The organism is Streptomyces sp. NPDC030893 (assembly GCF_055571535.1).
In genome coordinates, this window is the sequence record NZ_JBVIFC010000029.1 from 14984 (window position 1) to 39821 (window position 24838).

At 73.3% G+C, this 24838-nt stretch carries 24 protein-coding genes and 3 pseudogenes; 12 read left to right on the forward strand and 15 right to left on the reverse strand.

Annotated elements, in window-relative coordinates:
* Positions 1-54: 54 nt before the first annotated feature.
* The 4 genes from ACZ434_RS31955 to ACZ434_RS31970 form a co-directional block, all read right to left on the reverse strand.
* Positions 55-1275, reverse strand: coding sequence for an MFS transporter (locus tag ACZ434_RS31955; protein WP_468462138.1), 1221 nt, complete (start codon positions 1273-1275; stop codon positions 55-57).
* A gap of 350 nt (positions 1276-1625) precedes the next feature.
* Positions 1626-2189, reverse strand: a complete 564-nt coding sequence (locus tag ACZ434_RS31960) for a hemerythrin domain-containing protein (RefSeq protein ID WP_468462094.1) — start codon at positions 2187-2189, stop codon at positions 1626-1628.
* Between the two features lie 90 nt (positions 2190-2279).
* A complete protein-coding gene (locus ACZ434_RS31965; protein ID WP_468462096.1) occupies positions 2280-2813 on the reverse strand; it encodes a DoxX family protein in 534 nt (177 codons plus the stop codon).
* Between the two features lie 76 nt (positions 2814-2889).
* Positions 2890-3213 (reverse strand): hypothetical protein, encoded by a 324-nt coding sequence (locus ACZ434_RS31970; protein WP_468462098.1) that lies wholly within the window; start codon positions 3211-3213, stop codon positions 2890-2892.
* 232 nt (positions 3214-3445) lie between these two features.
* Between ACZ434_RS31970 and ACZ434_RS31975 the strand changes: the two are divergent.
* Positions 3446-3630 (forward strand): annotated as a pseudogene (locus ACZ434_RS31975) (hypothetical protein); the annotation flags it as partial.
* Here ACZ434_RS31975 and ACZ434_RS31980 read toward each other — a convergent pair.
* The 3 genes from ACZ434_RS31980 to ACZ434_RS31990 form a co-directional block, all read right to left on the reverse strand.
* Positions 3581-5239 (reverse strand): catalase, encoded by a 1659-nt coding sequence (locus ACZ434_RS31980; protein WP_468462100.1) that lies wholly within the window; start codon positions 5237-5239, stop codon positions 3581-3583. The pseudogene ACZ434_RS31975 and the gene ACZ434_RS31980 overlap by 50 nt on opposite strands.
* Positions 5240-5509: 270 nt before the next feature.
* Entirely contained in the window at positions 5510-5746 is a 237-nt protein-coding gene (locus ACZ434_RS31985) for a hypothetical protein (RefSeq protein ID WP_468462102.1), read from the reverse strand.
* A gap of 307 nt (positions 5747-6053) precedes the next feature.
* On the reverse strand, positions 6054-7550 hold the full coding sequence (locus tag ACZ434_RS31990) for a helix-turn-helix domain-containing protein (protein WP_468462104.1): 1497 nt from the start codon (positions 7548-7550) through the stop codon (positions 6054-6056).
* Between the two features lie 158 nt (positions 7551-7708).
* On the opposite strand from ACZ434_RS31990, the gene ACZ434_RS31995 reads away from it, so the two are divergent.
* The 3 genes from ACZ434_RS31995 (at position 7709) to ACZ434_RS32005 (ending at position 10214) form a co-directional block, all read left to right on the forward strand.
* On the forward strand, positions 7709-8329 hold the full coding sequence (locus tag ACZ434_RS31995; RefSeq protein ID WP_468462106.1) for an L-threonylcarbamoyladenylate synthase: 621 nt from the start codon (positions 7709-7711) through the stop codon (positions 8327-8329).
* 392 nt (positions 8330-8721) lie between these two features.
* On the forward strand, positions 8722-9552 hold the full coding sequence (locus ACZ434_RS32000; RefSeq protein ID WP_468462108.1) for an aldo/keto reductase: 831 nt from the start codon (positions 8722-8724) through the stop codon (positions 9550-9552).
* Between the two features lie 53 nt (positions 9553-9605).
* Positions 9606-10214 carry a DNA polymerase ligase N-terminal domain-containing protein gene (locus tag ACZ434_RS32005; protein WP_468462110.1) on the forward strand — a complete coding sequence of 203 codons (609 nt, stop codon included), beginning with the start codon at positions 9606-9608 and terminating at the stop codon, positions 10212-10214.
* A gap of 15 nt (positions 10215-10229) precedes the next feature.
* Here the strand turns inward: ACZ434_RS32005 and ACZ434_RS32010 are convergent, their stop codons facing one another.
* From ACZ434_RS32010 to ACZ434_RS32025, 4 genes are all read right to left on the reverse strand, one after another.
* Positions 10230-12596 carry a SpoIIE family protein phosphatase gene (locus ACZ434_RS32010; RefSeq protein ID WP_468462112.1) on the reverse strand — a complete coding sequence of 789 codons (2367 nt, stop codon included), beginning with the start codon at positions 12594-12596 and terminating at the stop codon, positions 10230-10232.
* 31 nt (positions 12597-12627) lie between these two features.
* A complete protein-coding gene (locus ACZ434_RS32015; protein WP_468462114.1) occupies positions 12628-13095 on the reverse strand; it encodes a peroxiredoxin in 468 nt (155 codons plus the stop codon).
* Positions 13092-13472, reverse strand: coding sequence for a DoxX family protein (locus tag ACZ434_RS32020; RefSeq protein ID WP_468462116.1), 381 nt, complete (start codon positions 13470-13472; stop codon positions 13092-13094). The genes ACZ434_RS32015 and ACZ434_RS32020 overlap by 4 nt, the downstream gene beginning before the upstream one ends.
* Before the next feature lie 83 nt (positions 13473-13555).
* Positions 13556-14062 (reverse strand): MarR family winged helix-turn-helix transcriptional regulator, encoded by a 507-nt coding sequence (locus ACZ434_RS32025; RefSeq protein WP_468462118.1) that lies wholly within the window; start codon positions 14060-14062, stop codon positions 13556-13558.
* A gap of 143 nt (positions 14063-14205) precedes the next feature.
* Between ACZ434_RS32025 and ACZ434_RS32030 the strand changes: the two genes are divergently transcribed.
* The 4 genes and pseudogenes from ACZ434_RS32030 to hemC all read left to right on the forward strand — a co-directional run bounded on the left by ACZ434_RS32030 (position 14206) and on the right by hemC (position 17300).
* Positions 14206-15162: an ATP-dependent DNA ligase gene (locus ACZ434_RS32030; protein ID WP_468462140.1), complete on the forward strand. Its 957-nt coding sequence runs from the start codon at positions 14206-14208 to the stop codon at positions 15160-15162.
* 145 nt (positions 15163-15307) lie between these two features.
* Positions 15308-15601: pseudogene (locus ACZ434_RS32035) on the forward strand (NPP1 family protein); the annotation flags it as partial.
* A 200-nt stretch (positions 15602-15801) separates the two neighbouring features.
* Positions 15802-16284 (forward strand): annotated as a pseudogene (locus ACZ434_RS32040) (NPP1 family protein); the annotation flags it as partial.
* Between the two features lie 80 nt (positions 16285-16364).
* Positions 16365-17300: a hydroxymethylbilane synthase gene (gene hemC, locus ACZ434_RS32045; RefSeq protein WP_468462120.1), complete on the forward strand. Its 936-nt coding sequence runs from the start codon at positions 16365-16367 to the stop codon at positions 17298-17300.
* A 7-nt stretch (positions 17301-17307) separates the two neighbouring features.
* Here the strand turns inward: hemC and ACZ434_RS32050 are convergent, their stop codons facing one another.
* Positions 17308-17832, reverse strand: coding sequence for a hypothetical protein (locus tag ACZ434_RS32050; RefSeq protein WP_468462122.1), 525 nt, complete (start codon positions 17830-17832; stop codon positions 17308-17310).
* A gap of 509 nt (positions 17833-18341) precedes the next feature.
* On the opposite strand from ACZ434_RS32050, the gene ACZ434_RS32055 reads away from it, so the two are divergent.
* Entirely contained in the window at positions 18342-19133 is a 792-nt protein-coding gene (locus ACZ434_RS32055; protein ID WP_468462124.1) for an RNA polymerase sigma factor SigF, read from the forward strand.
* Positions 19134-19208: 75 nt separating this feature from the next.
* On the opposite strand, the gene ACZ434_RS32060 is transcribed toward ACZ434_RS32055, so the two are convergent.
* Positions 19209-19529 (reverse strand): ANTAR domain-containing protein, encoded by a 321-nt coding sequence (locus tag ACZ434_RS32060; RefSeq protein ID WP_468462126.1) that lies wholly within the window; start codon positions 19527-19529, stop codon positions 19209-19211.
* A gap of 251 nt (positions 19530-19780) precedes the next feature.
* Here ACZ434_RS32060 and ACZ434_RS32065 point away from each other — a divergent pair, with 251 nt between their 5' ends.
* Positions 19781-20581 (forward strand): VOC family protein, encoded by an 801-nt coding sequence (locus ACZ434_RS32065; protein WP_468462128.1) that lies wholly within the window; start codon positions 19781-19783, stop codon positions 20579-20581.
* Between the two features lie 21 nt (positions 20582-20602).
* On the opposite strand, the gene glgX is transcribed toward ACZ434_RS32065, so the two are convergent.
* Both glgX and ACZ434_RS32075 read right to left on the reverse strand, forming a co-directional pair.
* On the reverse strand, positions 20603-22747 hold the full coding sequence (gene glgX / locus ACZ434_RS32070; protein ID WP_468462130.1) for a glycogen debranching protein GlgX: 2145 nt from the start codon (positions 22745-22747) through the stop codon (positions 20603-20605).
* Complete coding sequence (locus ACZ434_RS32075; protein ID WP_468462132.1) at positions 22744-23256, reverse strand: pep a2; 513 nt, start codon at positions 23254-23256, stop codon at positions 22744-22746. Before ACZ434_RS32075 ends, glgX begins: the two co-directional genes overlap by 4 nt.
* A 385-nt stretch (positions 23257-23641) precedes the next feature.
* Here ACZ434_RS32075 and ACZ434_RS32080 point away from each other — a divergent pair, with 385 nt between their 5' ends.
* Together ACZ434_RS32080 and ACZ434_RS32085 are read left to right on the forward strand one after the other, a co-directional pair.
* Positions 23642-23944 carry a DUF5133 domain-containing protein gene (locus ACZ434_RS32080; protein ID WP_468462134.1) on the forward strand — a complete coding sequence of 101 codons (303 nt, stop codon included), beginning with the start codon at positions 23642-23644 and terminating at the stop codon, positions 23942-23944.
* Between the two features lie 73 nt (positions 23945-24017).
* Positions 24018-24838: maltotransferase domain-containing protein (locus ACZ434_RS32085; RefSeq protein ID WP_468462136.1), on the forward strand; the 821-nt coding region annotated here is incomplete at its 3' end.

Here is a 24838-nt window from a genome sequence, read left to right on the forward strand (position 1 = left end):
GAGGGGTGGGTGGCGGGGAGAGGTGGTCGGCGGGGAGGGGGCGGGTGGGAGGGGTCAGGCTGCTGTGGTCAGGGCGGGGTGGGTGGGGGTCAGGGGGGTGGGGGTGCGTTGGCGGGTGAGGAGGTGGCCTGTCGCTATGGAGCCGGCGATGATCAGGCCGCCGGTGATCAGGGCGCCTCGGGGGCCGGCCAGTTCCATGAGGAGGCCGAGGGCGGGCGGACCGCCCAGGCCCCATACGGTGCCGACGCTGCCCCAGACGCCGAGGACGCGTCCGCGCAGATGGGCGGGCGGGTCGGTCTGCAGCACGGCCGTTCCGGCGGTGTCGGAGACGGACTCGACCACCGCCATCGGCAGGACCAGCACCAGCAGCATCGCCAGCGACGGTGACATCCCCGCCACCACCTGCAGCAGCGCGCCCGTCGCCGCGAGGGCGCCGACCAGCCGCACGGACGGCCTGCGCAGCCGCGCGCCGAGCACCGCGCCGAGGATTCCGCCGACGGCGAGCACCGTGGACACCGTGCCGAAGGCACCCGCGCCGCCCGCGAGCGGCCCGGTGACCAGGACGGCGAGCGTCAGCCCGTAGTTGCGTCCGAAGACCGCGCTGACGCCGGTGACCCCGGCGAGCGCCATCAGCCGGGGCCGGCGGACGAAGAAGGCGAGCCCTTCACGGACGGTCAGGGCGGCCCGCGGGCGCTCCCCCTTCTTCTCCACGACGTGCCGGACCGCCCCCGCCGCCGGGCGCAGGAACGGGATGACCGCGGTCACGAAGAGGAACGAGAACCCGTTGGCGAAGTAGGCGGCGGCGGTGCCGAGGAACCCGACCGTCACTCCGGCGAGCGCGGCGCCCGCGAGCCGGCCGGCGTTGAAGACCAGCGCGCCCACCCCGATCGCGGAGGGCACGTCCTCGGCCGGCACGAGATCGTTGCCCAGCAGGGCGCAGGCCGGGTTGTCGACGGTGGCGACCATGCCGGTGACGGCGGCCAGCACCATCAGGGAGGTCATGTCGAGCCGGTCGAGCGCCACCAGGACGGCCGTGGTGAACGCGATCGCCGACAGCAGGGCCTGGCTGACGGCGGCCGTCAGCTTCCGCGGCCAGCGGTCGACCGCCGCACCGCCGAGGACGCTCATGAGCAGGGCCGGAGCGGCCTGCACGGACATGGACAGGCCGGTGGCCGCGGCGGACCCGGTGATCTGCAGCACCAGCAGGTTCTGCACCGTGAGCTGCATCCACGTACCGGCGTTGGACACGAAGTTCGCGACGGACCACCAGCGCATGCTGCGGTGCCGCAGGGACCGCCACGGCGAGCGGGAGCCGGGCTGGGCGGGGGAAGGCGGGGAAGACACAGGTGCGCTACTCGGATGGACGAGCCGGAGGGCTCGGCGGGAGGGGCGCGGGAAGCGGAACGCCGGCTGCGCTGCACGGCGGTTCCCGTCGCCCGGACTGGGCGCGGACCATCGTGGCAGAAGGGAACGCCGAGTCGGTTCCGGAAAGCCCGGACGTCACCGTGCCGCATGCGGCAAAAGCGGTGCGGTCTCGGGGAGTTGGGGTGGGGAGTGTGGTTGCTCACAGGGGGCGGGCACGCGGGAGGGCCCGTCGCCGCGGCGACGGGCCCTCACCTGCGGGTTCAGCCGAGCTTGCCGCGTCCGCTCAGCGCGTCGCGGAGCCGGTCGACCATGCCGGCGCCCGGTGCCAGCAGCTTGTTCGCCGGGGGCTTGTCCGGGGCGGAGGGGTGCGGCCGGGTCGGCGCGGTCTTCTTCGCCTGCCGGACCTTGTCACCGAGCTGGTCGAGCTGCTCCGGGGAACAGGCGGCGCGCAGCTTCGGGAAGAGGTTCTGCTCCTCGTCGGCGACGTGCTCCCGGATCTCGCTCATCAGCGAGCCGATCAGCCGGTCGAACTCGGCGTCGCCCGCGTCGCAGCCCTCCAGGTCCTTCATGGTCTGCTCGGCCGTGGCGTGGTCCTCGAGCTCCTGGTCGGCCAGGGCGTCCCCGCCCGGCACGTGCTCGCGCACCGCCGGGTAGAGGTAGGCCTCCTCGGCGACGGAGTGCCGGACCAGCTCGATCGTGGCCTGGTCTGCGTACACCTTGCGGTCCTTGTGGCCGGGCGGCAGTGCCTCGATCTTGCCGAAGATCTCCTCGACTTCCCGGTGGTCGGTCACCAGTTCGTCGATGACGTTGCCTCCGTGTCCCATGTTCTCCACCTCCGGTTCGCGGTGGCGCCCGGCCGGGCCCACTCCGCCCCCGGGTCCCCCCGCCGCCGGGGTGCTAACGCGGCGCGCGGGTCAGCGGGACAGCTTGGCCCGGACCCGTCCGGTCATCGCGGCGGGTGCGGCACCGGCCCGGACGGAGTGGCGTACGAGGCGGGCGTCTCGGCGCAGATCGTGGGCGGCGTGCCGGCCGCGCCACAGCAGCGAGGGCGCGGAACCGGTGTCGTCGGCGGCGATCAGCAGACCGCCGAGCATGGAGAGGTTCTTCAGGAAGTGGATGCGCTGCTGGGCCTTCCGGTCGGGATCCTCCTCCTCCCAGAAGCGGTGCGCGGCCAGGGTCGTGGGCACCAGGGTGACGGCGATCGCGAGCGCGGCCGGGCGTGACATGCGTCCCGTGGCCAGCAGCAGCCCGCCGACGACCTGCACGGCGCCGCTGAGGCGTACGCAGTCCTCGATGCTGTCGGGCAGCATCGGGACCCGGTCGGTGACGGGGCGTACGACGGGCTCCGCGACGCCTGCGACGTTCTGCGGGTTGCGGACGGAATCCAGCCCGCCCGCGACGAACATCGACGCCAGCATCGGCCGGCCGAGGACACGCAACAGACTCATGGGCTACTCCTGGGAGTGTCGGTGGTGCGAAGGCGCGCCGGGTTCCCCCCGGGAGCGGGGGGCAATCGGCGTGCCGTCACCAGAACCGGGTGGTGAGCGCGGGCTGGTGGACCGCCTCGGCGGCGTCGCGCAGGCGCAGGGCGACGCCGATGGTGGTGCGCAGGACCGACGGGCGCACGGTCTGCGCGGTCTCCGTGGCCAGGACGAGCAGACAGCCGGCCGCCTGCTCGACCACGGAGACCGGGAGGGTGTAGTCGCTGTCGGCTGCCGCGCGGAACGCCTTGAGCGGGATTCCGGCTCCGTCGACCGTCCGCCTGGCGGCCTGCTCCAGGTGCTGTGCGGCGTTCTCGCAGAGTGAGGCGGGCAGGGTGAGGGTGCGCTGGAACGATGCACTTGTCATGGTCCCAGTGCTCCCCCGTCGCGGCTCCGTTCGATCGGCGTGCACCGGGAGTTCACCGTCCCGCGTGAGCTTTCGGCGGCGGTCGGGCCCGTCCGCCGGGCGCCACCGCGTCCGCGTACGTGCGGAGCCGCGCGCACGCCCCTCCGGGGCGGAAGGTCACCACGCGGGCGGGACGGCTGGTCGTGCACCGGGGCACGGGCCGGCCGGGAGGCCGGCCTCGCGAGGCTCGCCCGCTTCCGCTGCCGGCGGGTGGGACGCACGCGTCGGCGTGCACCAGCTTCTTCCGATGCTGGTGCACGCCGTGCTGTTCGGCCGGGCTGCGCCGAGCGGGCGCTCGGGGTGGCCCGGGCGGCCGCCGGGCGGGCGGTCAGCGGCTCACCACATGCCGTTCGTCGGGGACGCAGTGGGTCATGGTGAGCCCCTCCACGTCGCGCGGCGGGTTGTCGCCGAGGCTGGCCAGCCGCTTGCGGTCCTCGTCCGTCAGGGTCTGGCTCGCGAGCGGCTCCAGGTGGGCGACGTCCTCGGGGGTGATGCCGAGGCCCTCGCCGACCCGGCGGCCGAGGTCGTTCTCGGCCAGGAGGCAGTGCCACACCATGCGTTCCTGCACCGCGCGGTCGCACTGGGCGAAGAGGGTGGTGAAGTTCTTCACCAGGTCGTCGCGCTCCCAGTCCTCCATCAGGCAGTAGCGCTGGCCCGCCTGGAGGTAGTCGTTGGTGCGGGGGATGCGCATCCGGGTGAGCCGGCCCCGGATCTCCGGGCCCTGCTCGTCGTGCGTGGGGTACTGGCCCTCGCGCAGTCCGCCGGTGATCGACGGCTCGTAGTTGACCTGCGGGTTCTCCCCGCTGTCGTCGACGACGTACGTCATCTGGCCGTCGCGCTGGTTGGTGTGCACCTCGGCGTGCTTGGCCTGGTTGACGGGGAGTTGCAGGTAGTTCGGGCCGACCCGGTGACGCTGGGTGTCGCTGTAGGAGAAGGTCCGGCCGACGAGCATCTTGTCGTCGGAGAAGTCCAGGCCGTCGACGAGGACGCCGGTGCCGAAGGAGATCTGCTCGTTCTCGGCGAAGTAGTTGTCCGGCATCCGGTCGAGCACCATCCGGCCCACCGCCTTGGGCGGGAAGTCCTGCTCGGGCCAGGTCTTGGTGTCGTCCAGCGGGTCGAAGTCGAGCTCCGGGTGGTCGTGGTCGTCCATCATCTGGACGAGCAGTTCCCACTCGGGGTGGTCGCCGCGCGCGACCGCCTCGTACAGGTCCTTGGTGGCGTGGCCGAGGGAGTCCGCCTGGACGTTCGCCGCGTCCTCCTCGGTCATGGAGCGCACGCCCTGCTTGGGCATCCAGTGGTACTTGACCAGCTTGGTCTCGCCGGTCTCGTTGACCCACTTGTAGGTGTTCACGCCGAAGCCCTGCATGTGGCGGTAGTCCGCGGGGATGCCGCGCGGGCTGAACAGGTTGACCAGCATGTGCATGGCCTCGGGGGTCTGCGACATGAAGTCGAAGATGCGGCCCGGCTGCTGCTCGAAGGTGACCGGGTCCGGCTTGAGGGCGTGGATGACGTCGGGGAACTTGATGGCGTCCCGGATGAAGAAGATGCCCAGGTTGTTGCCGACGAGGTCCCAGTTGCCGTCCTCGGTGTAGAACTTCACGGCGAAGCCGCGCGGGTCGCGGGCGGCCTCGGAGGAGTCGCGTCCGCCGATGACGGTGGAGAAGCGGACGGCCACGTCGGTGCGCTTGCCCTGCTCCTGGAAGAGCTTGGCCCGGGTGTAGCGGGAGACGGGCTCGTCGCCCCACTTCCCGTAGGCCTCGAAGTACCCGTAGGCGGTGACGCCGCGGGCGTGCACGACGCGCTCGGGGATGCGTTCCCGGTCGAAGTGGCTGATCTTCTCCAGGAACTGGTAGTTCTCCAGCGTGGCGGGGCCCCGGGCGCCGACCGTGCGCTGGTTCTGGTTGTCGTAGACCGGATGGCCCTGGCGGTTGGTGAGTACCTTGCGGTCGTCGCCCGGAGCGGGTCCCTGGCTCGAAACGTCCGTCATGTTCGGTGGGCTCCTTGCGCTGCTCGTTCGTCCCCCCGGTCGCGTGCGTACGGGGGTCATGCTGCCGCGCATCACGGCGGGCTGCGACTCGAAGGCCACGGCGGACGCCGCCGGCGGACCGTGCGGACGGTGCCGCGTCGGACATCGCGCCGCCGGCGCCGACGACCGGCCGTACGCCATCCGGCCGACGGGGAGACGGGCCGGCCGGAGCACGGCGTGGGTCCGGTCACCGTGCCGTGCACGGTGACCGGACCCGGTGAGGCGGTGTGCTCAGCCGCCGTCGAGGCGTGCGCGCAGCAGCCCCTTGCCCAGTTCCGCGCCCTTGCGGCTGTCCGCCTGGGCCTTGCGGAACAGGTCGGCGACCTCGGTGTCCTTGGCCCGCTCGGCGTCCTGGATGTACCCCTCCAGGCGCAGGGCGTTGCTCAGGCACGCCTCGACGTACCAGATCAGGTTGTAGTCCTTGTCCTGCGTGCCGGTGGCGCCGCCGGTCTCGCTCTCGCTGGTCATCGGGTCTCCTCTTCGCGGTGCTCGGTCACCGCCCGCCCGGTCCGTGGTGCCGGGGAAGGGGCGGGCTTCACAGCCGTGGCCGGGTACCCGCCCGCAGTGCGGGCACACAGCGGAGAAGGACGGGGCGCGGCGACGAAGGAGAGGAGCGCGGGCGAAGGGGGCGGGGGCGCGACCGGTCCCCCGTTCCGGTCGTACCCCCGCCGGGACCGAAACTAATCGGACCGGGCCGCGCCCGTGTACCGCACCCATGCCCGCTGCGGCCGACGGAGGGCTCAACCGTGCACAACTGAGTCCGAAACGTCCCGGTTCACCCCGCCGCGAGCACCGGCTGTTCCAGATCGCCCACGGCCAGATGGGCCAGCACCACCTCGTAGAGGTCCGTCCCGGCGGCCAGCAGCTGGCGCTCCAGGACGGGTTCGGCGCTGCGCACGTGCTCGCGCACGGTCTGGGCGTGGACGCCCAGGCTCTGCGCGGCCCGTTCGGCGTTTCCCCCGGCGTCGATCCAGGTCCGCAGGGTGCGGCGGACATTGCGGGTGTCGTGGTCCAGCCGTCCCAGCAGTTCCCGTGCCCAGGCGCCGACGGCGGGGCCGGCCAGCAGGGCGGAGAGGTCCGCGCCGTGCCCGCCCCGGTCGGGGCGGCCGGTCTGTCCGTCCAGGAGGTTGATCTGGGTGTGGAGCGCCAGGTGCACGGCGGCGCGGGCGGTGATGTCGTCGAAGTCGACGCCGAGCATCGACTCGACGCGTTCCATGCGGGCCCGCACGGTGTTGCGGCTGACGCCGAGGATCTTGGCGGTGTTGACGGCGGTGAACTCCAGGCCGAGCCGGGTGGTGGCGAGGAGTTCGGCGCGCGTGTGGTGGGCCAGCGCGTCCAGCGGACGCAGCACACGGCCCGTCCAGGCGCGCAGGGCGGCCGGGTCCATCAGCCGCTCCGGGTGGGTGCGCTCGGCGTACACGGCTGTCTTGTCCGACCGGAAGTGCGCCACCGCCAGCGCGCTGACGGCCTGTCCGTAGGCGGTGGCGGTACGGGCGAGGCTCTGCCACACGCTGCCGCCGAGGAACGTGCCGGGGTGCCGCCCGACCAGCGAGCGCAGTTCCGACGCGGTGGTCTCGCGGGGGCTGACGACGATCACATGCCCGTCCATCGCGGGGCACCGCACGACCAGCGCCTCCTCCCGCGTGGTGTCCAGGCACTCCGCCACGAGCCGTTCGCGCCGCTCGGGCGCGGACTCGACGACGTAGACGCACGCCGTGTCGGCGTCCAGCAGGCCCGGCCAGAGCCCGGCCGCGACCCGGCGGGCCGCCACGGTGTCCTCGACCATCAGCAGTTGCAGGATCGCCAGCCGCAGATCGGCCGTGGCCCGCTGGAGCCGCAGCCCGGCCGTGGTGGTCTCGTGGGCGGCCAGCAGCAGTTCGACGACCTGGGCGGTGTGGGTGACGACGTCGGCGGTGTGCCGGTCGAAGGGGGTCTCGCGGGAGACGGCCAGCACACAGGTGCCCGAGGGGTGGCCGATCCGCACCAGACGCTGGTGACGCCCCTCCCCCTCCCAGGCGGCGGAGGCGATCCTGCCGGAGCGGAGGTCGGCGACGAGGGACTCCTCCAGCCGCAGCCCGGTCCCGGCGAGGAGGACGCCGGCGGCGTCCTGGAGGGCGGCCTCCGCCCCCGCGGTCGCCGCCAGCCAGTCGACGACCCTGCGGACGTCCCGCCCGGCCGGCCGCAGGTGCGCGAGCAGTTCCCGCGCCCACCCCGGGTGCTCCCCGGCCGCTGCTTCCGGCGTCCGCCGGATCCCGTCCCTACGGCCTGCCACCTCGGTGTCCCTCTCGTCTCCTCGCCGCTTCGGCCCAGGTCGGGGACGTTACCCCACCCGTACGCGCGGCTCATCCCGGCGCGGCGGCCCGCCGTGCCCATCGGGCCCCGCGGGCCCGTGTGCGCGGTGCTTCCGCGCGGGCGGCATAAGCTCGGTGAATGGCGAAGTACTTCGACGTGCACCCCGACAACCCCCAGCCGCGCACCATCGGCCAGATCGCCGACAGCATCCGCGCGGGCGCTCTGGTCGCGTACCCCACGGACTCCTGCTATGCACTCGGCTGCCGGCTGGGCAGCCGGGACGGCATCGACCGGATCCGCACCATCCGCAAGCTGGACGACCGGCACCACTTCACGCTGGTGTGCCGGGACTTCGCGCAGCTGGGGCAGTTCGTACGGATCGACAACGACGTGTTCCGCGCGGTCAAGGCGTCGACCCCGGGCAGCTACACCTTCATCCTGCCCGCGACGAGGGAGGTGCCGCGCATGCTCCAGCACCCCAGGAAGAAGACCGTCGGCGTGCGCATCCCCGACCACGTGGTCACCCAGGCACTGCTGGCGGAGCTCGGTGAGCCGCTGCTGTCCAGCACCCTGCTGCTGCCGGGTGAGGACGAGCCGATGACCCAGGGCTGGGAGATCAAGGACCGGCTCGACCACCAGGTGGACGCGGTGCTCGACTCCGGCGACTGCGGTACCGAACCGACCACGGTGATCGACTTCTCGGGCGGCGAGGCGGAGATCGTGCGGCGGGGGGCGGGCGACGTCACGCGGTTCGAGTGAGCGCGGGGCCGGCCGTGTCGCCCGGCGCCGGGCGGACGGTGGCCCGGTTGTCCCGGAACGCCACGCCCGGAGGCGGTCTGCCGGTCCATCGGACGGAGCGGACAGGCGTCGCCGCCGGGACGGGACCGGCAGCGGCCCGGCCGGTGCCCGGCGCGCAGCCGGCCGGCGAACTCCCGCGGCGGCGCGGAGAGTCCGGCGCACGCGGCATCGGGGTTCGACTCCACGGCCCCGGTCCGCTCGCCGTCCGCCGCGCCGCCCCGGTCCGTCGTCGTGCTTCCCCTCTCCGCCGGCCCGCGACAGGGCCTCCCCTCACGGGCACCGGCGCCCGGTTGATCACTCCCCCGCCGTCCCCGACGCTGGAGGGACCACACTGCCAAGGGGAAGGCCCTGTCGTGATCAGCATTCCGAGCCACACCCTCAACGACGGCACCACTGTCCCGGCCCTGGGTCTGGGCACCTGGCCGATGGACGACGCCGAGGCCGAGCGGGCGGTGGGCACGGCCCTGGAGACGGGCTACCGCCTGGTCGACACGGCGGCGAACTACCGCAACGAGACCGGCGTAGGCCGTGCCGTGGCCGCCTCCGGTGTGCCCCGCGAGGAGATCGTCGTGACGACGAAGCTCCCCGGCCGGCACCACGGCTACGAGGAGACCCTCGCCTCCTTCGAGGAGTCCCGGGCCCGGCTCGGCCTGGAGTACGTCGACCTGTACCTGATCCACTGGCCGCTCCCCCGCGTCGACAGGTACGTCGACTCCTGGAGGGCCATGGTCAAGCTGCGCGAGGACGGCCTGGTCCGGTCGGTCGGCGTCTCCAACTTCACGCCCGCCCACATCGAGCGCCTGGAGAAGGAGACCGGGGTGCTGCCCTCGGTCAACCAGATCGAGCTGCACCCCTTCTTCCCGCAGGAGGAGCTGCGTTCCTACCACGCGGACAAGGGCGTGCTCGTCGAGAGCTGGAGCCCGCTGGGCCGTGGCTCACTGCTCCTGGAGGACCTGGCCGTCGCCGCCGTCGCCGAGGCGCACGGGATCACCCCGGCCCAGGCGGTCCTGCGCTGGCACATCCAGCTCGGTGTGCTGCCCGTCCCCAAGTCGTCCGACCCCGCACGGCAGCGCGCCAACCTCGACGTGTTCGGTTGTGAACTGGACGCCGCCCAGATGCGGACGATCGCCGAGCGCGCCCACCGGCGGATCGGCGGGGACCCGGAGGTGCACGAGGAGTTCTGAGCGGGTACCCGGCGCCCCGCGTGCGGGACGGACGTACGGGAAGGAGCGGCGCGGTGGGCGGACGGGACCGGCTGCGGGACTACCGCGGCAAGCGGGACTTCGAGCGGACCGGTGAGCCCCGGGGAAGCGGCGCCGGGCCGGGTCCGGAGCCCCGTTTCGTGGTGCAGATCCACGACGCGAGCACGATGCACTTCGACTTCCGGCTCCAGGTGGGCGACGTGCTGAAGTCTTGGTCGGTCCCGAAGGGGCCGTCCGCGGACCCGAAGGACAAGCGGCTCGCCGTGCCCACGGAGGACCATCCGCTGGAGTACGAGGAGTTCGAGGGCGTGATTCCGCGGGGCGAGTACGGCGGCGGCACGGTGATCGTCTGGGACCGCGGCACCTACGAGCCGCTCGGCCACGACCGCCGGGGCAGGCCCGTGGGTTTCGGGGAGTCGCTGGAGCGCGGGCACGCCACGTTCCGCCTGCACGGCTCGAAACTGCACGGTGAGTACGCCCTCACCCGCTTCCGCGGCGGGGACGGCGGCGAGGAGGCGTGGCTTCTGGTCCGGGCGGCCCGCGGGGGCTCCGGGGGGCGCGGTGCCCCCGATCCGCGGCGGGCGCGGTCGGCGCGGTCCGGCCGTACCCTCGCGCAGGTCGCCGCGGAGGACGACGGGGCCTGAGCGGCGGCCGGCGGATCAGTGTTGCGGCAGCGGCTGTTCCGCCCAGATGGTCTTGCCGCGGTCGGTCTGCCTGCTGCCCCAGCGCTGGGTGAGCTGGGCCACCAGCAGCAGCCCGCGGCCGCCCTCGTCGTCGGCGTGGGCGCGGCGCAGATGGGGTGAGGTGGAGCTGGTGTCGGAGACCTCGCAGATGAGGGTGCGGTCGCGGATCAGCCGCAGCCGGACGGGCGGCACGCCGTACCGGAGGGCGTTGGTGACGAGTTCGCTGACCACGAGTTCGGTGACGAAGGCGATCTCGTCCAGGCCCCATGCGCTCAGCGTGTCGGTGGCCCACTGGCGGGTGGCGGCCACCTCCGCGGGGTCGGGCCGCACGTCCCGCGTGGCGACCCGGTCGGCGCCGAGGGCCCGGGTGCGGGCCAGCAGCAGGGCCACGTCGTCGCAGGGCTCCTCGGGCAGTACGGCCTTCAGCACACCGTCGCACAGGGCGTCCAGGGAGTCCGCGGGCGCCGCCAGGGCGCGGCACAGTTCGCCGGTGGCGTGGTCGAGGTCGCGGTCGCGGTCCTCGATCAGGCCGTCGGTGTAGAGGGCGAGGACGGAGCCCTCGGGCAGCCGGAGCCCGGTCGCCTCGAACGGCAGCCCGCCGACGCCCAGCGGCGGGCCGGGGTTCACGGGGACGATCCGGGTGGTGCCGTCGGGCAGTCTGACCGCGGGCGCCGGGTGTCCGGCGGCCGCCGCGGTCAGCAGGCGGGAGACGGGGTCGTAGACGGCGTAGAGGCAGGTGGCGCCGAGTTCGGCGACCTCGTCGTGGCCGCCCTCGCCGGCGAGATGGATGACCAGGTCGTCGAGGTGGGTGAGGAGTTCGTCGGGCGGGAGGTCCACGTCGGCGAGGGTGCGCACGGCCGTGAACAGCCGTCCCATGGCCGCCGTGGAGGGGATGCCGTGGCCGACGACGTCGCCCACCACCAGGCCGACCCGGCTGCCGGCCAGCGGGATGACGTCGAACCAGTCGCCGCCGATGCCGGCCGCCGACCGGGAGGGCAGATAGCGGTGGGCGACCTCGACGGCCGCCTGGCCGGGCAGCCCCTTGGGCAGCAGGCTGTTCTGGAGGGCCAGCGCGGTGGTGCGCTCGCGGACGAAACGGCGGGCGTTGTCGATGCAGACGGCGGCCCGGCTGGCGATCTCCTCGGCGAGTGCGGCGTCGTCGGCGGTGAACCCGTCGGGGACGCCCTTGCGGACGGCGACCGCGACCCCGAGCGTGGTGCCGCGGGCGCGCAGCGGCACGGACAGCTGGGAGTGGACGCCCGCGAGGTGTGCGCGGACGGCGGCGTCCCGCGCGCCGTGCTCGGCCATCCACCGGTCGAAGTCCCGCTCACCGGCACCGGCGAGCACCGCCCTGCCCTCCCGCAGCGCCCGTGCGGGCGGGGAGAAGCCGGGATACACGTCCGCCTGGCCGAGCCGCACGGTGTCCTCGGCGGCGCCCTCACTGGCGGACGCGTGCGCCACACGGCGCAGCACGACGCCGGTGTCCGGCCGGCCGGGGGGCTCGTCGATGCCGAGGGCCCAGTCGAACAGGTCGACGGCGGCGTAGTCGGCGAACGCCGGCACCAGGAGTCCCACGAACTCCTCGGCGGTGCGTACGACGTCCAGGGTGGTGCCGATGGCGGTGGCGGCCTCGGTCACCAGCGCCAGCCGGTGGCGGGCCTTGTGGTGTTCGGTGCTGTCCAGGCCCGCCATGACGGCGCCGACCGGCTCGCCGGCGCTGTCGCGGACCGGCCACATCTCGACGTGCCAGGCGTGGCCCCGAGCGCCGGAGGGTGCCCGGCCGTAGCTCTCGTGGCGCAGCGGCTCGCCGGTCTCGACGACGCGGCGCAGATACCGGTCGACGGCGCGGGTGGCCTCGTCCCGCCCCACCGTGTCGAGGAACGTCCGCCCGATCAGCCCGTCCTCGGACCCGCCCAGCACCTCGCAGGCCGCTCGGTTGAGCCGTACGAAACGCCGCTCGGCGTCGACGACGGACAGCGCCAGCGACGCCTGCTGGAACACCTGCCCGGCCAGGGTCCCCTCGGCCGGCCCACGGCACCCGGCGGCACCGGCCGGCCCGGTGGGTTCGGCCGTGATGACGTGGCCGCCGGGAGCGGCGTCCGCGCCGGCGAGGGGGCAGACCGTCACGTGGAGGCGCACCTCGTGGCCTTCGCGGTGGCGTGTGGTGACCGGGCCCGAGGGGACGGGCCCGGTGCCGGGCGGGGCGGTCCGGGCGAGCAGGTCCCGTACGGGTCGGCCCACGGCCTCGCCGGCGGGGAACCCGGTCAGTTCCCGGGCTCCCTCGCTCCACCCCGTCACGATGCCGCGGGCATCCACGACCACCGCGGCGGCGGCCTGTTCCATTGGTCCAGCATCAGGCCACGGCCGCCGGCTCTCAACCGCGGTGGTCGCGCAGCGCGGCGAGCGCCCGGTCGGCGTGCGTGTTCATCCGCAGTTCGCTGCGGACGGCCTCCAGGACGGTGCGGTCCCGCCCGATGACGAAGGTGGCCCGTTTGGTGGGCGCCAGGGCGATGCCCCGCTTGACCCCGAACCGCTCGCGGACGGTGCCGTCCGGGTCGGACAGCAGGGGCATGCCGAGGGTGTGCCGGCCGGCGAACTCCGCCTGCCGCTCGACCGGGTCCCCGCTGATGCCGACCGGCCGGGCGCCGACGGCGGCGAACTCCGCGGCCAGGTCACGGAAGTGACAGGCCTGGGCGGTGCAGCCGGGGCTGAGGGCGGCCGGGTAGAAGAAGAGGACCACGGGTCCCTCGGCGAGCAGCTCCGAGAGCCGGCGGGTGGTCCCGGTCTCGTCCGGGAGCGCGAAGTCCTCGACCGTGTCGCCCTTCTCCGGGCGTCCGCTCACGGCCGGCCCCCGGCGTTCCTGGCGACGCCGCGCGCCCAGAGGACGAGGGGCAGTTGCAGCGGCAGCCGGCCGAGGGCCGCGGCCTTCTGCGGGGTGGGGCGGTGCCGCCAGTCGACGGCCATCTTCACATTGGCGGGGAACACGCCGACGAAGAACGCCGCGGAGGCCAGGGCGGCGGCCTTGCGGGTGCGGGGCAGCGCCACACCGGCGGCCAGCGCGAGCTCCACGGCGCCGCTGGCGTAGGTCCAGGTCCGGGGCGAGCCGGGCAGGGAGCGCGGCACGATGTGGTCGAACTGCCGCGGGGCGGCGAAGTGGGCGGTACCCGCGGCGGCCAGCAGGCCGGCGAGCAGCAGGGGCGAGCGTTCGGACCGTGACACGGTTCCTCCTCCGGTGGCCTGCCGCGCGATATTACCCGACGGTAGGAACCGGTCGGCCGCCGGCCGGCCGGCGGCGCCGGGGGTCAGCCGGTGGACCCGGGTTCCGCGTCCTCGTCGGCGGCGTGGGCGAGGAAGTCGTCGACCATGCGGTGGAAGAGCGTGGCGAGCTGCCGCAGGTCGTCGGGCTCCCAGTGGGCCAGGGCGGCCTGCATGCCGCGGACACCGGTCTCGCGGAGCCGCGCGACGGCCTGCCGCCCGGCGTCGGTCAGCTCGATGCGCTGTGCGCGCCGGTCGTCGGGGTCCGGGACCCGGGTGGCGTGTCCGGATTTCTCCAGCTGCTGCACCGTACGGGTGACGTGCGAGGCCTCCACCCCCAGCTGCGCGGCCAGCTCCCCCGGCCGCATCGGCTCCGCGTCGGCCATCTTCCGCAGCAGCGCGACCGCGGCCCGGTCCAGCGGCACCCCCGCCAGCGCGGTCAGCCGCTCGTGCCGGCGGGCCCGCGAGCTCAGATACGTGATGCGGTGCAGCGCACGCTCGATCTCGGCCACTTCCGGGGTGGCGGGGGCGTCGGAAAGCGGGGGTACGGCCATACCCGCACTTTACCATCTCATTGCGTAACTCAATCAATCGACCCGGGCGGCGGCCGTTCGGGCGAAACGCCCGCGGGGCGAGCGTGGCAGCCGGCGCGGGCGTTCACACCTCCCCCGTGACGACCCTGCCGCTGATCCCGCCCATGCTCGCCACCTCCGGCGCGCTGCCGCCCCCGGCGGCGGACTCCCGCTGGGCCTACGAGACCAAGCAGGACGGACAGCGGGCGGTGGTCTACCTCCCCGGGGACGGCACCCTGGTCCTGCGCGCCCGGTCCGGCCAGGAGATCACGGGCGCGTATCCGGAGCTCCATCCGCTGGCCGGCGCCCTCGGCGCCACGCCCGCGGTCCTGGACGGCGAGGTGCTCGCCCTCGACGAGGACGGCCGCGCGAGCTTCCAGCTGCTGCAGTCCCGGATGGGCCTGGCGCACGCCCCCGGCAGGGCGGCCCGGCGGGCCGCGGCGGTCCCGGTCCATCTGGTGCTGTTCGACGTGATGCATCTGGACGGGCGGCCGCTGCTGCGCCTGCCCTACGCCCGGCGCCGCGAGACGCTGCTGGATCTGGCTCTCGACGGGCCGGCCTGGTCCACCCCGGCGGCGATCGTCGGCCACGGCCGGCAGGCGTTGCGGGCCACCCTCGAGCACGGGCTGGAGGGCCTGGTCTGCAAACGGCTGGACTCGGTGTACGAGCCGGGGGTGCGCTCCCGCGCCTGGATCAAGATCCGCAACATGCGCAGCGAGGACGTCCTGGTCGGCGGCTGGCTCCCCGGCAAGGGGCGGCTGAGCGGGCTGCCGGGCGCGGTCCTGGCCGGACAGCGGGCGGGGGGCCGGCTGCGGTACGTCGGCGGGGTGGGCACCGGCTGGAGCGAGGCCGAGCGGAGCGAACTCGCCGCGCTGCTGCGGGCCGCGGCGACCGACGTCTGCCCCTTCGACCCGGTGCCGGCCGTGCCGGGCGCGCGCTGGGTGGTGCCCCGGCTGGTCGGCGAGGTGCGCTACAGCACCCGCACCCGGGACGGAATGCTGCGCCAGCCGTCCTGGCTGCGGCTGCGGCCGGACCTCGCCCCCGAGGAGGCGGCGGCCGACGTTCCCGACGACATGGTGTGATCCGCGGCCCGGCGCCGCGAGTGCCGCGCCGCGCTCCACCCGCCGCGCACCCGCACCCTCTTGGCATGTATGCGTCCAGTCGAGATGCTGAACTCCCCCATCCCCCACAGCCGTTGGGCTGCGCCCGGACCACGAGGAGGACGCAGTGTCGTCGAGGACGTTCCGCACGCACCGCAGGAGATGGCTGACCGGCCCGGCCGGCGCGGCCGCGCTGGTCATCGCCTTCCCCGCCACCGCCTTCGCCGCGCCCCCGCCCGCCCTGCCCGCCCGTGCCGACGCCCTGGAGCAGACCTTCCAGCCCGCCTACGACTACGACACCGACGGCTGCTACCCCACGGCGGCGATCGGCCCGGACGGCACCGTCAACCCCGGCCTCAGGCCGACCGGCGCCCTCGACGGCAACTGCCGCGACGCCTCGGACCTGGCCGCCACCAACGGCTAGGGCCTGTCTGACGATTCCCGCCGTCGCCCGGAGGGCGGCCCCGCGGCGTCAGGTGCGTGCTCTGGGGGTCCCCCCGGCCGAAGGCTGGGGGAGTGCCGGGCGTAGAGCCTCGTACTGGATGTACTTGGCTCTGCGCCCGGTGCGGCGAGAGTGCGTGCATGGCGTCGCGGGGCAGGCGGGAATCGTCAGACAGGCCCTACGCCCGCTCCAGGTGCAACAATGCCTGGTGCGCCGTCGTATACGCCCTGTACTTCGAGAAGGACCAGGCCCTGCCGGGCATCGGCCTCGGGGGCCACCGCCACGACTGGGAGCACGTCGTGGTGTGGGTGCGGGACGGCACCGCCCACTACGTCGCGACGTCCGCCCACGGCTCGTTCTCGGTCCACACGCGGTCGGCGGTGCGCTTCGACGGCACCCACCCGAAGATCGTGTACCACAAGGACGGCATCGGCACCCACTGCTTCCGCCTGGCGGGCGCGGGCGACGAACCGCCGGAGAACCACCGGGGCGACTGGCAGTATCCGCCCCTGGTCGGCTGGAACGGCTATCCGCCGGGGCTGCGCGACAGGCTCGCCGCCCACGACTTCGGCAGCGCCCACTTCGGCCTGAAGGACTCCGGCTTCGCGTCCCATCTCGCGGCGGCCAAACCCCCGGGTATCCCCTTCGACCCCAACGGCTGAGCGCCGCGGGCCCGTTGACGCCCGGAACGCCGTACGCCGTTCCGGGTCCGACGGCGCTTGCGAGGGTCTATCGTGTCGCCATGTCCGTACCCGGAACGATCCGCGTCGTCTCCCGTGACTCGCCCATGGCTCTCGCCCAGGTGGACCGGGTGCGTGAGGAACTGGCCGCCGTCCTTCCCGGTGTGCGCACCGAGGTCGTACCGGTCAGGACGACCGGCGACACATGGCTGGGCGATCTCTCGCAGGTGGACGGCAAGGGCGCGTTCACCAAGGAGGTGGACGCCGCGCTGCTGGCGGGCGAGGCGGATGTCGCCGTGCACTGCGTCAAGGACGTGCCCGCCGACCGTCCGCTGCCGGCCGGCACGGTGTTCGCCGCGTTCCTGAAGCGGGACGACGTCCGCGACGCGCTGGTGCACCCCGGGGGGCTCACCCTGGACGAGCTCGCGCCCGGGACCCGCATCGGCACCTCCTCGGTGCGCCGCGCCGCCCAGCTGGCCGCCACCCACCCGCGGCTGCGGTGCGTACCGATGCGGGGCAACGCCAACCGGCGGCTGGCCAAGCTCGCGGACGGCGAGGCGGACGCCCTGCTGCTCGCGGTCTCCGGGCTGGAACGCATCGGCCGCACCGACGTGATCAGCGAGGTCCTCTCCCCCGAGACGATGATGCCGCCCATCGGCGCGGGCATCCTCGCCCTGCAGTGCCGCGAGGGCGACAGCGCCCTCATCGAGGCGGTCGGTGTCCTGGGCCACCCGGACACCCACCGCGAGGCCGCCGCCGAGCGCATGTTCCTGCATGTGCTGCAGGGCCACTGCAACAGCCCGATCGCCGGGTACGCGCGGGTGGACCGCGGCGGTGAACTCTCCCTGCGCGCCTGTGTCTTCACCCCGGACGGCAAGACGCGGCTGAACGCCCACCAGTGGGCGGGCCGGCTGGATCCGGCCACCCTGGGCACCTCGGTCGCCGTGGAGCTGCTGCGTCAGGGAGCCCGCGAGATCATCGACGGCATCCCGCACTGACCGCGGGTCAGGAGGTTCCTTCCTCCGCCTGCTCCTGGAGGAAGACGCTCACCTGCTGGGCGAGGCTGTCCCGGGACGCCGCGCCGACGGGTGTGCCCGCGGAGCCCTCCCGCACTCCGACGCCGCCCGTCCACAGCCGGCGGCCCGCCCACTCCTCGTCGGCGCGCAGCTGCACCTGGACGTCGACCTGCGTCAGGGACGCCTCGGGTCCGGCCGCGTAGAGCACGGCGGTGGCACGGCGCAGCGGGTAGACGTCGAATCCCTCGATGAACTGCGAGTTGCGCCAGTCGATGAACGCGCTCTCGCCGTCGGGGCCGGTCCGCACATCGATCTGGCCGTCTTCGAGATGAATGCAGAAAGGCCGGTCCCCGCGGTTCTCGACGGTCACGCGGACACTGAAGTACGTCAGCCCGTCGGCGGCGTCGTCCCGCCCCCGGGGCGGTTCGCCCGGCTGAAGACGGTGGACGCGGACCCGCAGACCGGCATGCTCGTCGTACTCCTGCCAGTCCCCGACCACGTTCGGCTCGTACACAGTGCACCTCTCGACTTCTGTCCGCTGTTTCCTATCCGTGGGCTCAGCGCACTGTCAAATGAGCGGAATGCGCTGTGGTCAGGCAGTTCGCCCCTTCCGATCAGTGATCAAGCGCTGCGCTGGAGGAATCCCCCGGCGGGCCGGCCGGACCGGCCGCCGCGGCGTGCCGCACATCACGTCCGCCGCCGTGATCACCGGCGCACGGCGGGAGGGGTCCGCACCGCCGGGCGCGGGCCGGACCCGGGCGCCCGCCGCACCGGCCCGAATTTCACGCAGTGAATTCCTTCGAATCCAGAACGTACTCCTCGGGGAATGCGGACCCCGTGAACGACCTCGTGAATTCCGGGAGCCGTTTTGAAATGACGGCGCACGGGGAATGGAATGCTCAGTGCTTCGGACAGGAGGCACGTCCGTGGGATCCGGCTCGCCGGCCCCGGGCCCGCCCGGTCCGAGTCGCCGTTTCCCACGGGGTCCGTCCATCCGGCACCCCGCTCAGGGAGGTGCGCCTGATGCGTACCGTCAGTCCCAGGAAGCCGCACTCCCACGACGACGCCCCCGACACGGCCGGGGACTTCGCGCGTCTGGCCGGGCTGCCCGAAGGGCCCGAGCGCCGGGCGCTGCGCGACCGGCTGGTCACCGTCTGGCTGCCCATGGCGGAGCGGATCGCCGTCCGGTTCCGGGGGCGCGGTGAGGCCCTGGAGGATCTGTACCAGGTGGCGGCCCTCGGTCTGGTGAAGGCCGTCGACCACTACGACCCGGCGCGCGGCAACGCCTTCGAGGCGTACGCCGTGCCGACCATCACCGGTGAGATCAAACGGCACTTCCGTGACCACATGTGGACCCTGCACGTACCGCGCCGGGTCCAGGACCTGCGCAACCGCGTGCGGCACGCGACGACGGAGCTGGCCCAGACGACCCCGGGCCGGGCCCCCACCGTCGCCGAGATCGCCGCGTACGCCCGGCTGACCGAGGAGGAGGTGCGCACCGGGACGGAGGCGCTGGAGTGCTTCTCCGCGCTGTCGCTGGAGGCGGAGATGCCGGGCACCGACGGCTACGCCCTCGGGGACGCGATCGGCGGCCCGGACCCGGCCTACGACACGGTGGTCGACCGGGTGGCGGTGCGGCCCTGCCTGGAGGCGCTGCCGGAGCGCGAGCGGCTCATCCTCTATCTGCGCTTCTTCAAGGGGATGACGCAGAGCGGGATCGCCGAGCAGCTCGGCATCTCGCAGATGCATGTCTCCCGGCTGCTCAGCGGCTGTTTCGACCGGCTGCGCGAGGAACTGCGGCCGGAGAGCGGCTGAGCGGATCCCCGCCGGCCGGCGGCCGGTGGCCAGGGCCCGCCGGCCGGCGGCCGGTGGCCAGGGCCGCGCGGGTGGTCAGGCTTCCGGCGGCGCGCCGGGGAGCCGGGTGGGGCCGAGCCGGTCCAGTACCTCCTCCAGCACCGTGCGCACCTCCGCCGGCAGCAGGCCGGTGCGTCCCCAGACGAGGATCATGTCGGCGACGTTGCGGAGTTTGATGTTCGTGCGCTGGGAGACCTCCTTGAGCACGCTCCAGCCCTGGTCGGGCGAGACCCGCCCCAGTGCGACGATCATGCCGATCGCCTGGTCCACCACCGCGTGCGAGACGACCGCGTCCTTCAGCTGCTGTACCTCTTCCTCCAGCTGGAGAATCCGGTCCGCGCCCCCGTCCGTGGGCATGGTCACCTCCGGGTCCGGTGTGCCGCTTACGTGGTGCCTTCGCATGGTGCTTGAGTGCCTTCACGCAGTGTCCGATCCATCCATCGTCGCCACTGGGGCCGCCCTGTGCCACCGGGGTGGTCCGGGGGGCGTGCGGGGTCACCGTTTCGGGGCCGCCGCCGGGGTACTCGGCAGGCGCCCGGGCCGGTACCCGGCTGACACTGGTGCCATCCGGGTGGCTGCCGGGCCGACGAGATCAGGACGCGACTGCGATGAACCACGACATGCCCTCCTCCGCCGCGACGGAAGTCTTCTCGACGCACTCCGTCTTCGGTGCGCCCTGCTGGGTGAGCCTGACCAGCCGCGATCTGCGGACGACCGAGGAGTTCTACGGGGCGGTGCTGGACTGGCAGTGGCGCCCGATGCGCCTCGGGGACCGGTTCCGTGTCGCCCTGGCCGACGGCCGGCCGGTGGCCGGGATCGCCGCCGTCGCCGGGATGTGGCAGATGGCGGTGGCGTGGACGCCCTACTTCGCGGTGCGCAGCGCCGACCAGGCCGCGGCACGGGTGCAGGAGCGCGGCGGTACGGCGGCGGTGGGCCCCCTTTCGCTGCCCCCCGGGCGCGCGGCTCTGCTGGCCGACCGGGACGGGGCGACGTTCGGCGTGTGGGAGGGCGAGCTGTTCAGCGACTGGCCCGCCTGGCAGCGGGCGCAGCCCGCGTTCATCCGGCTGCACACCCGGGACGCCTTCGACGCCGCGATCTTCTACGGCGAGGTCTTCGACTGGGCGTCCGCCGAGCCCGGCTACTGCGAGGTCGACTACGAGGGCGAGGAAGTGGTGCTGCGCAGCGGCGGGGAGGTCGTGGCCCGCATCGAGTCGGGGGCGCTGGGATCGGCGCCCGACCCGACCATCAGGCCCCGCTGGCAGGTCCACTTCGCGGTGAAGGACGTGGCGGCCTGCGCCCGCGCCGCAGAGCGGCACGGCGGCAGTGTGCTGTCCGAGGACGCCGGGGAGGCCGTGCTCCGCGACAACGAGGGCGCCCAGTTCACGGTGACCTCGCGCCGCGAGCGCTGACCTCCCCGGGTCCCGCGCCGGTCAGGCCGGCGTGCGGGACGGGCGGGACAGCAGCACCAGGCTGCGGGCGTCGACGGTGAGGGTGGTGCCGGCCTTGCGTTCCGACTCGTCGGGGGTGCCGTCCGGGTCGGCGGTGTCGATCAGGGCCGTCCAGCGTTCGCCGTAGGAGGCGTCCGGCAGCCGGAAGTCGACCGGCTCCCAGTGGCTGTTGAGGAGGAGCAGGAACGAGTCGTCGACCAGGCGCCGGCCGCGCGGGCCGGGTTCGGCGATGGCGTCGCCATTGAGGAACACCCCGACGGAGTGGGCGTCCGAGCGCTGCCAGTCGTCGTCGGTCATCTCGTGCGCGTTGGGCAGCAGCCACACCAGGTCGGGGAGCGGCTGGTCGGCGTGGCGCACCGTCTCGCCCCGGAAGAAGCGGCGGCGGCGCAGCACCGGATGGGTGACGCGCAGGGAGATGAGCGTGCGCGTGAACTCCAGCAGGCCGCGCTGTTCGCCGGTGAGCCGCCAGTCGATCCAGCTGGTCTCGTTGTCCTGGCAGTAGGCGTTGTTGTTGCCGCGCTGGGTGCGGCCGAGTTCGTCGCCGTGGGAGAGCATCGGGATGCCCTGGGACAGCAGCAGCGTGGCGAGGAAGTTGCGTTGCTGGCGGGCGCGCAGCTCCAGCACGGCCGGGTCGCGGGTGGGGCCCTCGGCGCCGCAGTTCCAGGACCGGTTGCTGCTCTCGCCGTCCCGGTTGCCCTCGCCGTTGGCCTCGTTGTGCTTGTCGTTGTAGGAGACGAGGTCGCGCAGGGTGAAACCGTCGTGCGCGGTGACGAAGTTGACGCTGGCGCGGGGCCGGCGGCGGTTGTGGGCGTACAGGTCGGAGGAGCCGGTCAGCCGGGAGGCGAACTCGCCGAGCGTGTGCTCCTCGCCGCGCCAGAAGTCGCGTACGGCGTCCCGGTACAGGCCGTTCCACTCCGACCACAGGGGCGGGAAGTTGCCCACCTGGTAGCCGCCCTCGCCCACGTCCCAGGGTTCGGCGATCAGTTTGACGCGGCTGATCACCGGGTCCTGCTGGATCAGGTCGAAGAACGCCGACAGCCGGTCCACCTCGTGGAACTGCCGGGCCAGGGTGGCCGCGAGGTCGAAGCGGAAGCCGTCGACGTGCATCTCGGTCACCCAGTACCGGAGCGAGTCCATGATCAGCTGGAGTACGTAGGGGTGGCGCATGAGCAGGCTGTTGCCGGTGCCGGTGGTGTCGTAGTAGTGGCGCCAGTCGCCGTCCACCAGCCGGTAGTACGAGGAGTTGTCGATGCCGCGGAAGGAGAGCGTGGGGCCCTTCTCGTTGCCCTCGGCGGTGTGGTTGTAGACGACGTCGAGGATCACCTCGAGCCCGGCCGCGTGCAGCGTCTTCACCATGTCCTTGAACTCGGTGACCTGCCGGCCGCGGGTGCCCCGGGCGGCGTAGGCGTTGTGCGGGGCAAAGAAGCCGATGGTGTTGTAGCCCCAGTAGTTGGCCAGGTCACGGCCCTGCAGCACACCGTCCTGGACGAACTGGTGCACCGGCATCAGTTCGACGGCGGTGACGCCCAGCGAGGTGAGGTGCCCGACCACGGCGGGGTGCGCCAGTCCGGCGTACGTACCCCTCAGTTCCTCGGGTACGTCCGGATGGGTGCGGGTCATGCCCTTGACGTGGGCTTCGTAGATCACCGTGTCGGAGTAGGGGCGGCAGGGCCGGGTGTCGTCGCCCCAGTCGAAGGACGGGTCGGTCACCACGCCGAGCATGGTGTGACCGGCGCTGTCGGCCGGGTCGGGGCCGTGCGGGTCGCGCTCGTACAGCGAGGGGTGGTTGTCGATCTGCCCGTCCACCGCGGTGGCGTAGGGGTCGAGGAGGAGTTTCGCCGGGTTGCAGCGGTGGCCGGCCGACGGGGCCCACGGTCCGTGCACCCGGTATCCGTAGCGCTGTCCGGGACCGATGCCCGGGAGGTAGCCGTGCCAGACGAACCCGTCCGCCTCGGTGAGCCGTACGGTCCTGGACCGGCCGTCGTCGTCCACCAGGACCAGTTCGACGCGTTCCGCGACCTCGCTGAAGAGGGCGAAGTTGGTGCCCTCGCCGTCGTAGGTCGCACCCAGCGGGTAGGGGCGCCCGCTCCACGCGGGCGCCCCTTTCCGGGTCTGACGCCGGGTCACCGGACCTCCTCCAGGAGGCCGCCGGGCGTTCGCAGGCGGCCGGTGAGCGTGGTGACGCTCGGCTCGCGGGGCAGGTCCAGGCCCTCGCTCTCGCGCGGGTCGGGTGTGGTGGGCACGAGGGGGACGCGTTCGCCGGCACGGGCGCGCTGGGAGAACCAGATGACCTTGCTGCCGCTCTCGGTGGCGCAGCAGCCCCAGCCGTCGCTGCTGGCGGCGATGTGCTGCAGGCAGCCGCGCAATTCCTGATCCGGGCGCAGGGCGCGGTTGTTGTCCCCGATGGCCGTGATGAGGTGCTGGCCGTTCCACCACATCTCGATCGACGTGTTCTTGTCGGTGGCGTGCTCGTCGATGGCGCGCAGCAGCATCTCGGCGCCGCCGCAGACGGGTTCCATCAGGTTCTCCAGGTCCCAGAACCGGAGGTGAGCGGCCAGTATGCGGCTGACCTGTCCCACCTTCTCGGGGCTGACTTCCACGTCGAGGTGGTAGTAGCAGGGCACTGCGGTCTTCATCGTCGTCGGCTCCTCACCGCGAAGCTCTCGCTCCTCCTCGTCCCCGCGGGACGAGCCCCCGAACACGGAACGTGAGCGGGTATCGCTTCTGAGTCACCTTCAGGGTGAGGGGGTTGGTCCATTCGTGCAACACGAGCGACGGGAGCACACGGGTGAGGCGCACGGGTGCGGAAACCGGGCGCGAAAGGGGCGGAAACCGGGTGCGGGGTGAACGGAGGAGGACCCGCCAAGGTTGTTGAATTTCCAACAAGACGTTGCGTCATCACCCGTGCACCATGTGTGAAGACCTCGATCGCCGTTACGGGTCCGTGCATCGGTGCGCACGGCCCCGCCCGACCGTCGGGACGACGCGCCTGGGATCGAGCCCCGGAAAGGTGAACGGCGCATGCTGCTACCCGCCAAAGCCGAAGTCGCCCGGCAGTTGCGCCGATACCGGGCCTGGGAACGCGTGATGCTGGCGGCCCCCACCGACCACACGGCGCGGGCCACCTTCGAGGACTCCGGCTACACCCTCTGCGTGCTGATGGGGAAGCGCTGCGCGCGGGAGGCGGCCGACGCCGCCGAACGGTATCTGCGCACCACCCTCGTCACCTACTTGCAGGAACAGGACGACAGGCCCCGCCCGGCCGCCACGGCCCGGCGGGGCCCGCCGGTCGTCGAGCGGCGCTCCCCGGCGGGAAGGCAATGACCTTCCCGCCGCTATTCGGTCCCACGCCCGGGCGCCGGCCCGGGCGTCGAGCACGGCGGAGGTGCACAGCCCCATGAAGACGACCCGGAGCATCGGTCGTGTCCCGGTACGGGACGTCCGGCCGTCCGTCGACTGCGGCAGGCGGCCGGCGAAGGCCGTGGTGGGTGAGGCGTTCGAGGTCACGGCCACCCTCTTCCGGGAAGGCCACGACGCGGTGGCCGCCAATGTGGTCCTGAAGGATCCCGAGGGGCGCCCGGGCCCGTTCACCCCGATGCGGGAACTCGCGCCGGGCACGGACCGGTGGGGCGCCGAGGTGGCCGCGGACGGCCCGGGCCGGTGGACCTACCGGGTCGAGGCCTGGGGCGACCCCGTGACCACCTGGCGCAGGACCGCCGGCATCAAGGTCCCGGCGGGCATCGACACCGGGCTGGTCCTGGAGGAGGGCGCCGACCTCCACGAGCGTGCGGCGGCCGGGGTGCCGCGGGGAGAGGGACAGGACCTGGTCCTGGCCGCGGCTCGGACCCTGCGCGACGACTCCCTGCCCTGTGCCACCCGGCTGGCGGCGGCGTTGACGCCGGAGGTGACGGCGGTCCTCGCCCGGCATCCGCTGCGGGAACTGGTCACCAGCAGCGACCCCCTGCCGCTCCTGGTGGAACGCGAGCGGGCCCTTTACGGATCCTGGTACGAGTTCTTCCCCCGCTCCGAGGGCACACCGCAGCAGCCGCACGGCACCTTCGACACCGCCGCCCGCCGCCTGCCCGCGATCGCCGCGATGGGCTTCGACGTCGTCTACCTCCCGCCCATCCACCCCATCGGCACCACCCACCGCAAAGGCCCCAACAACACCCTGAACGCCGGCCCCGACGACGTCGGCGTCCCCTGGGCCATCGGCTC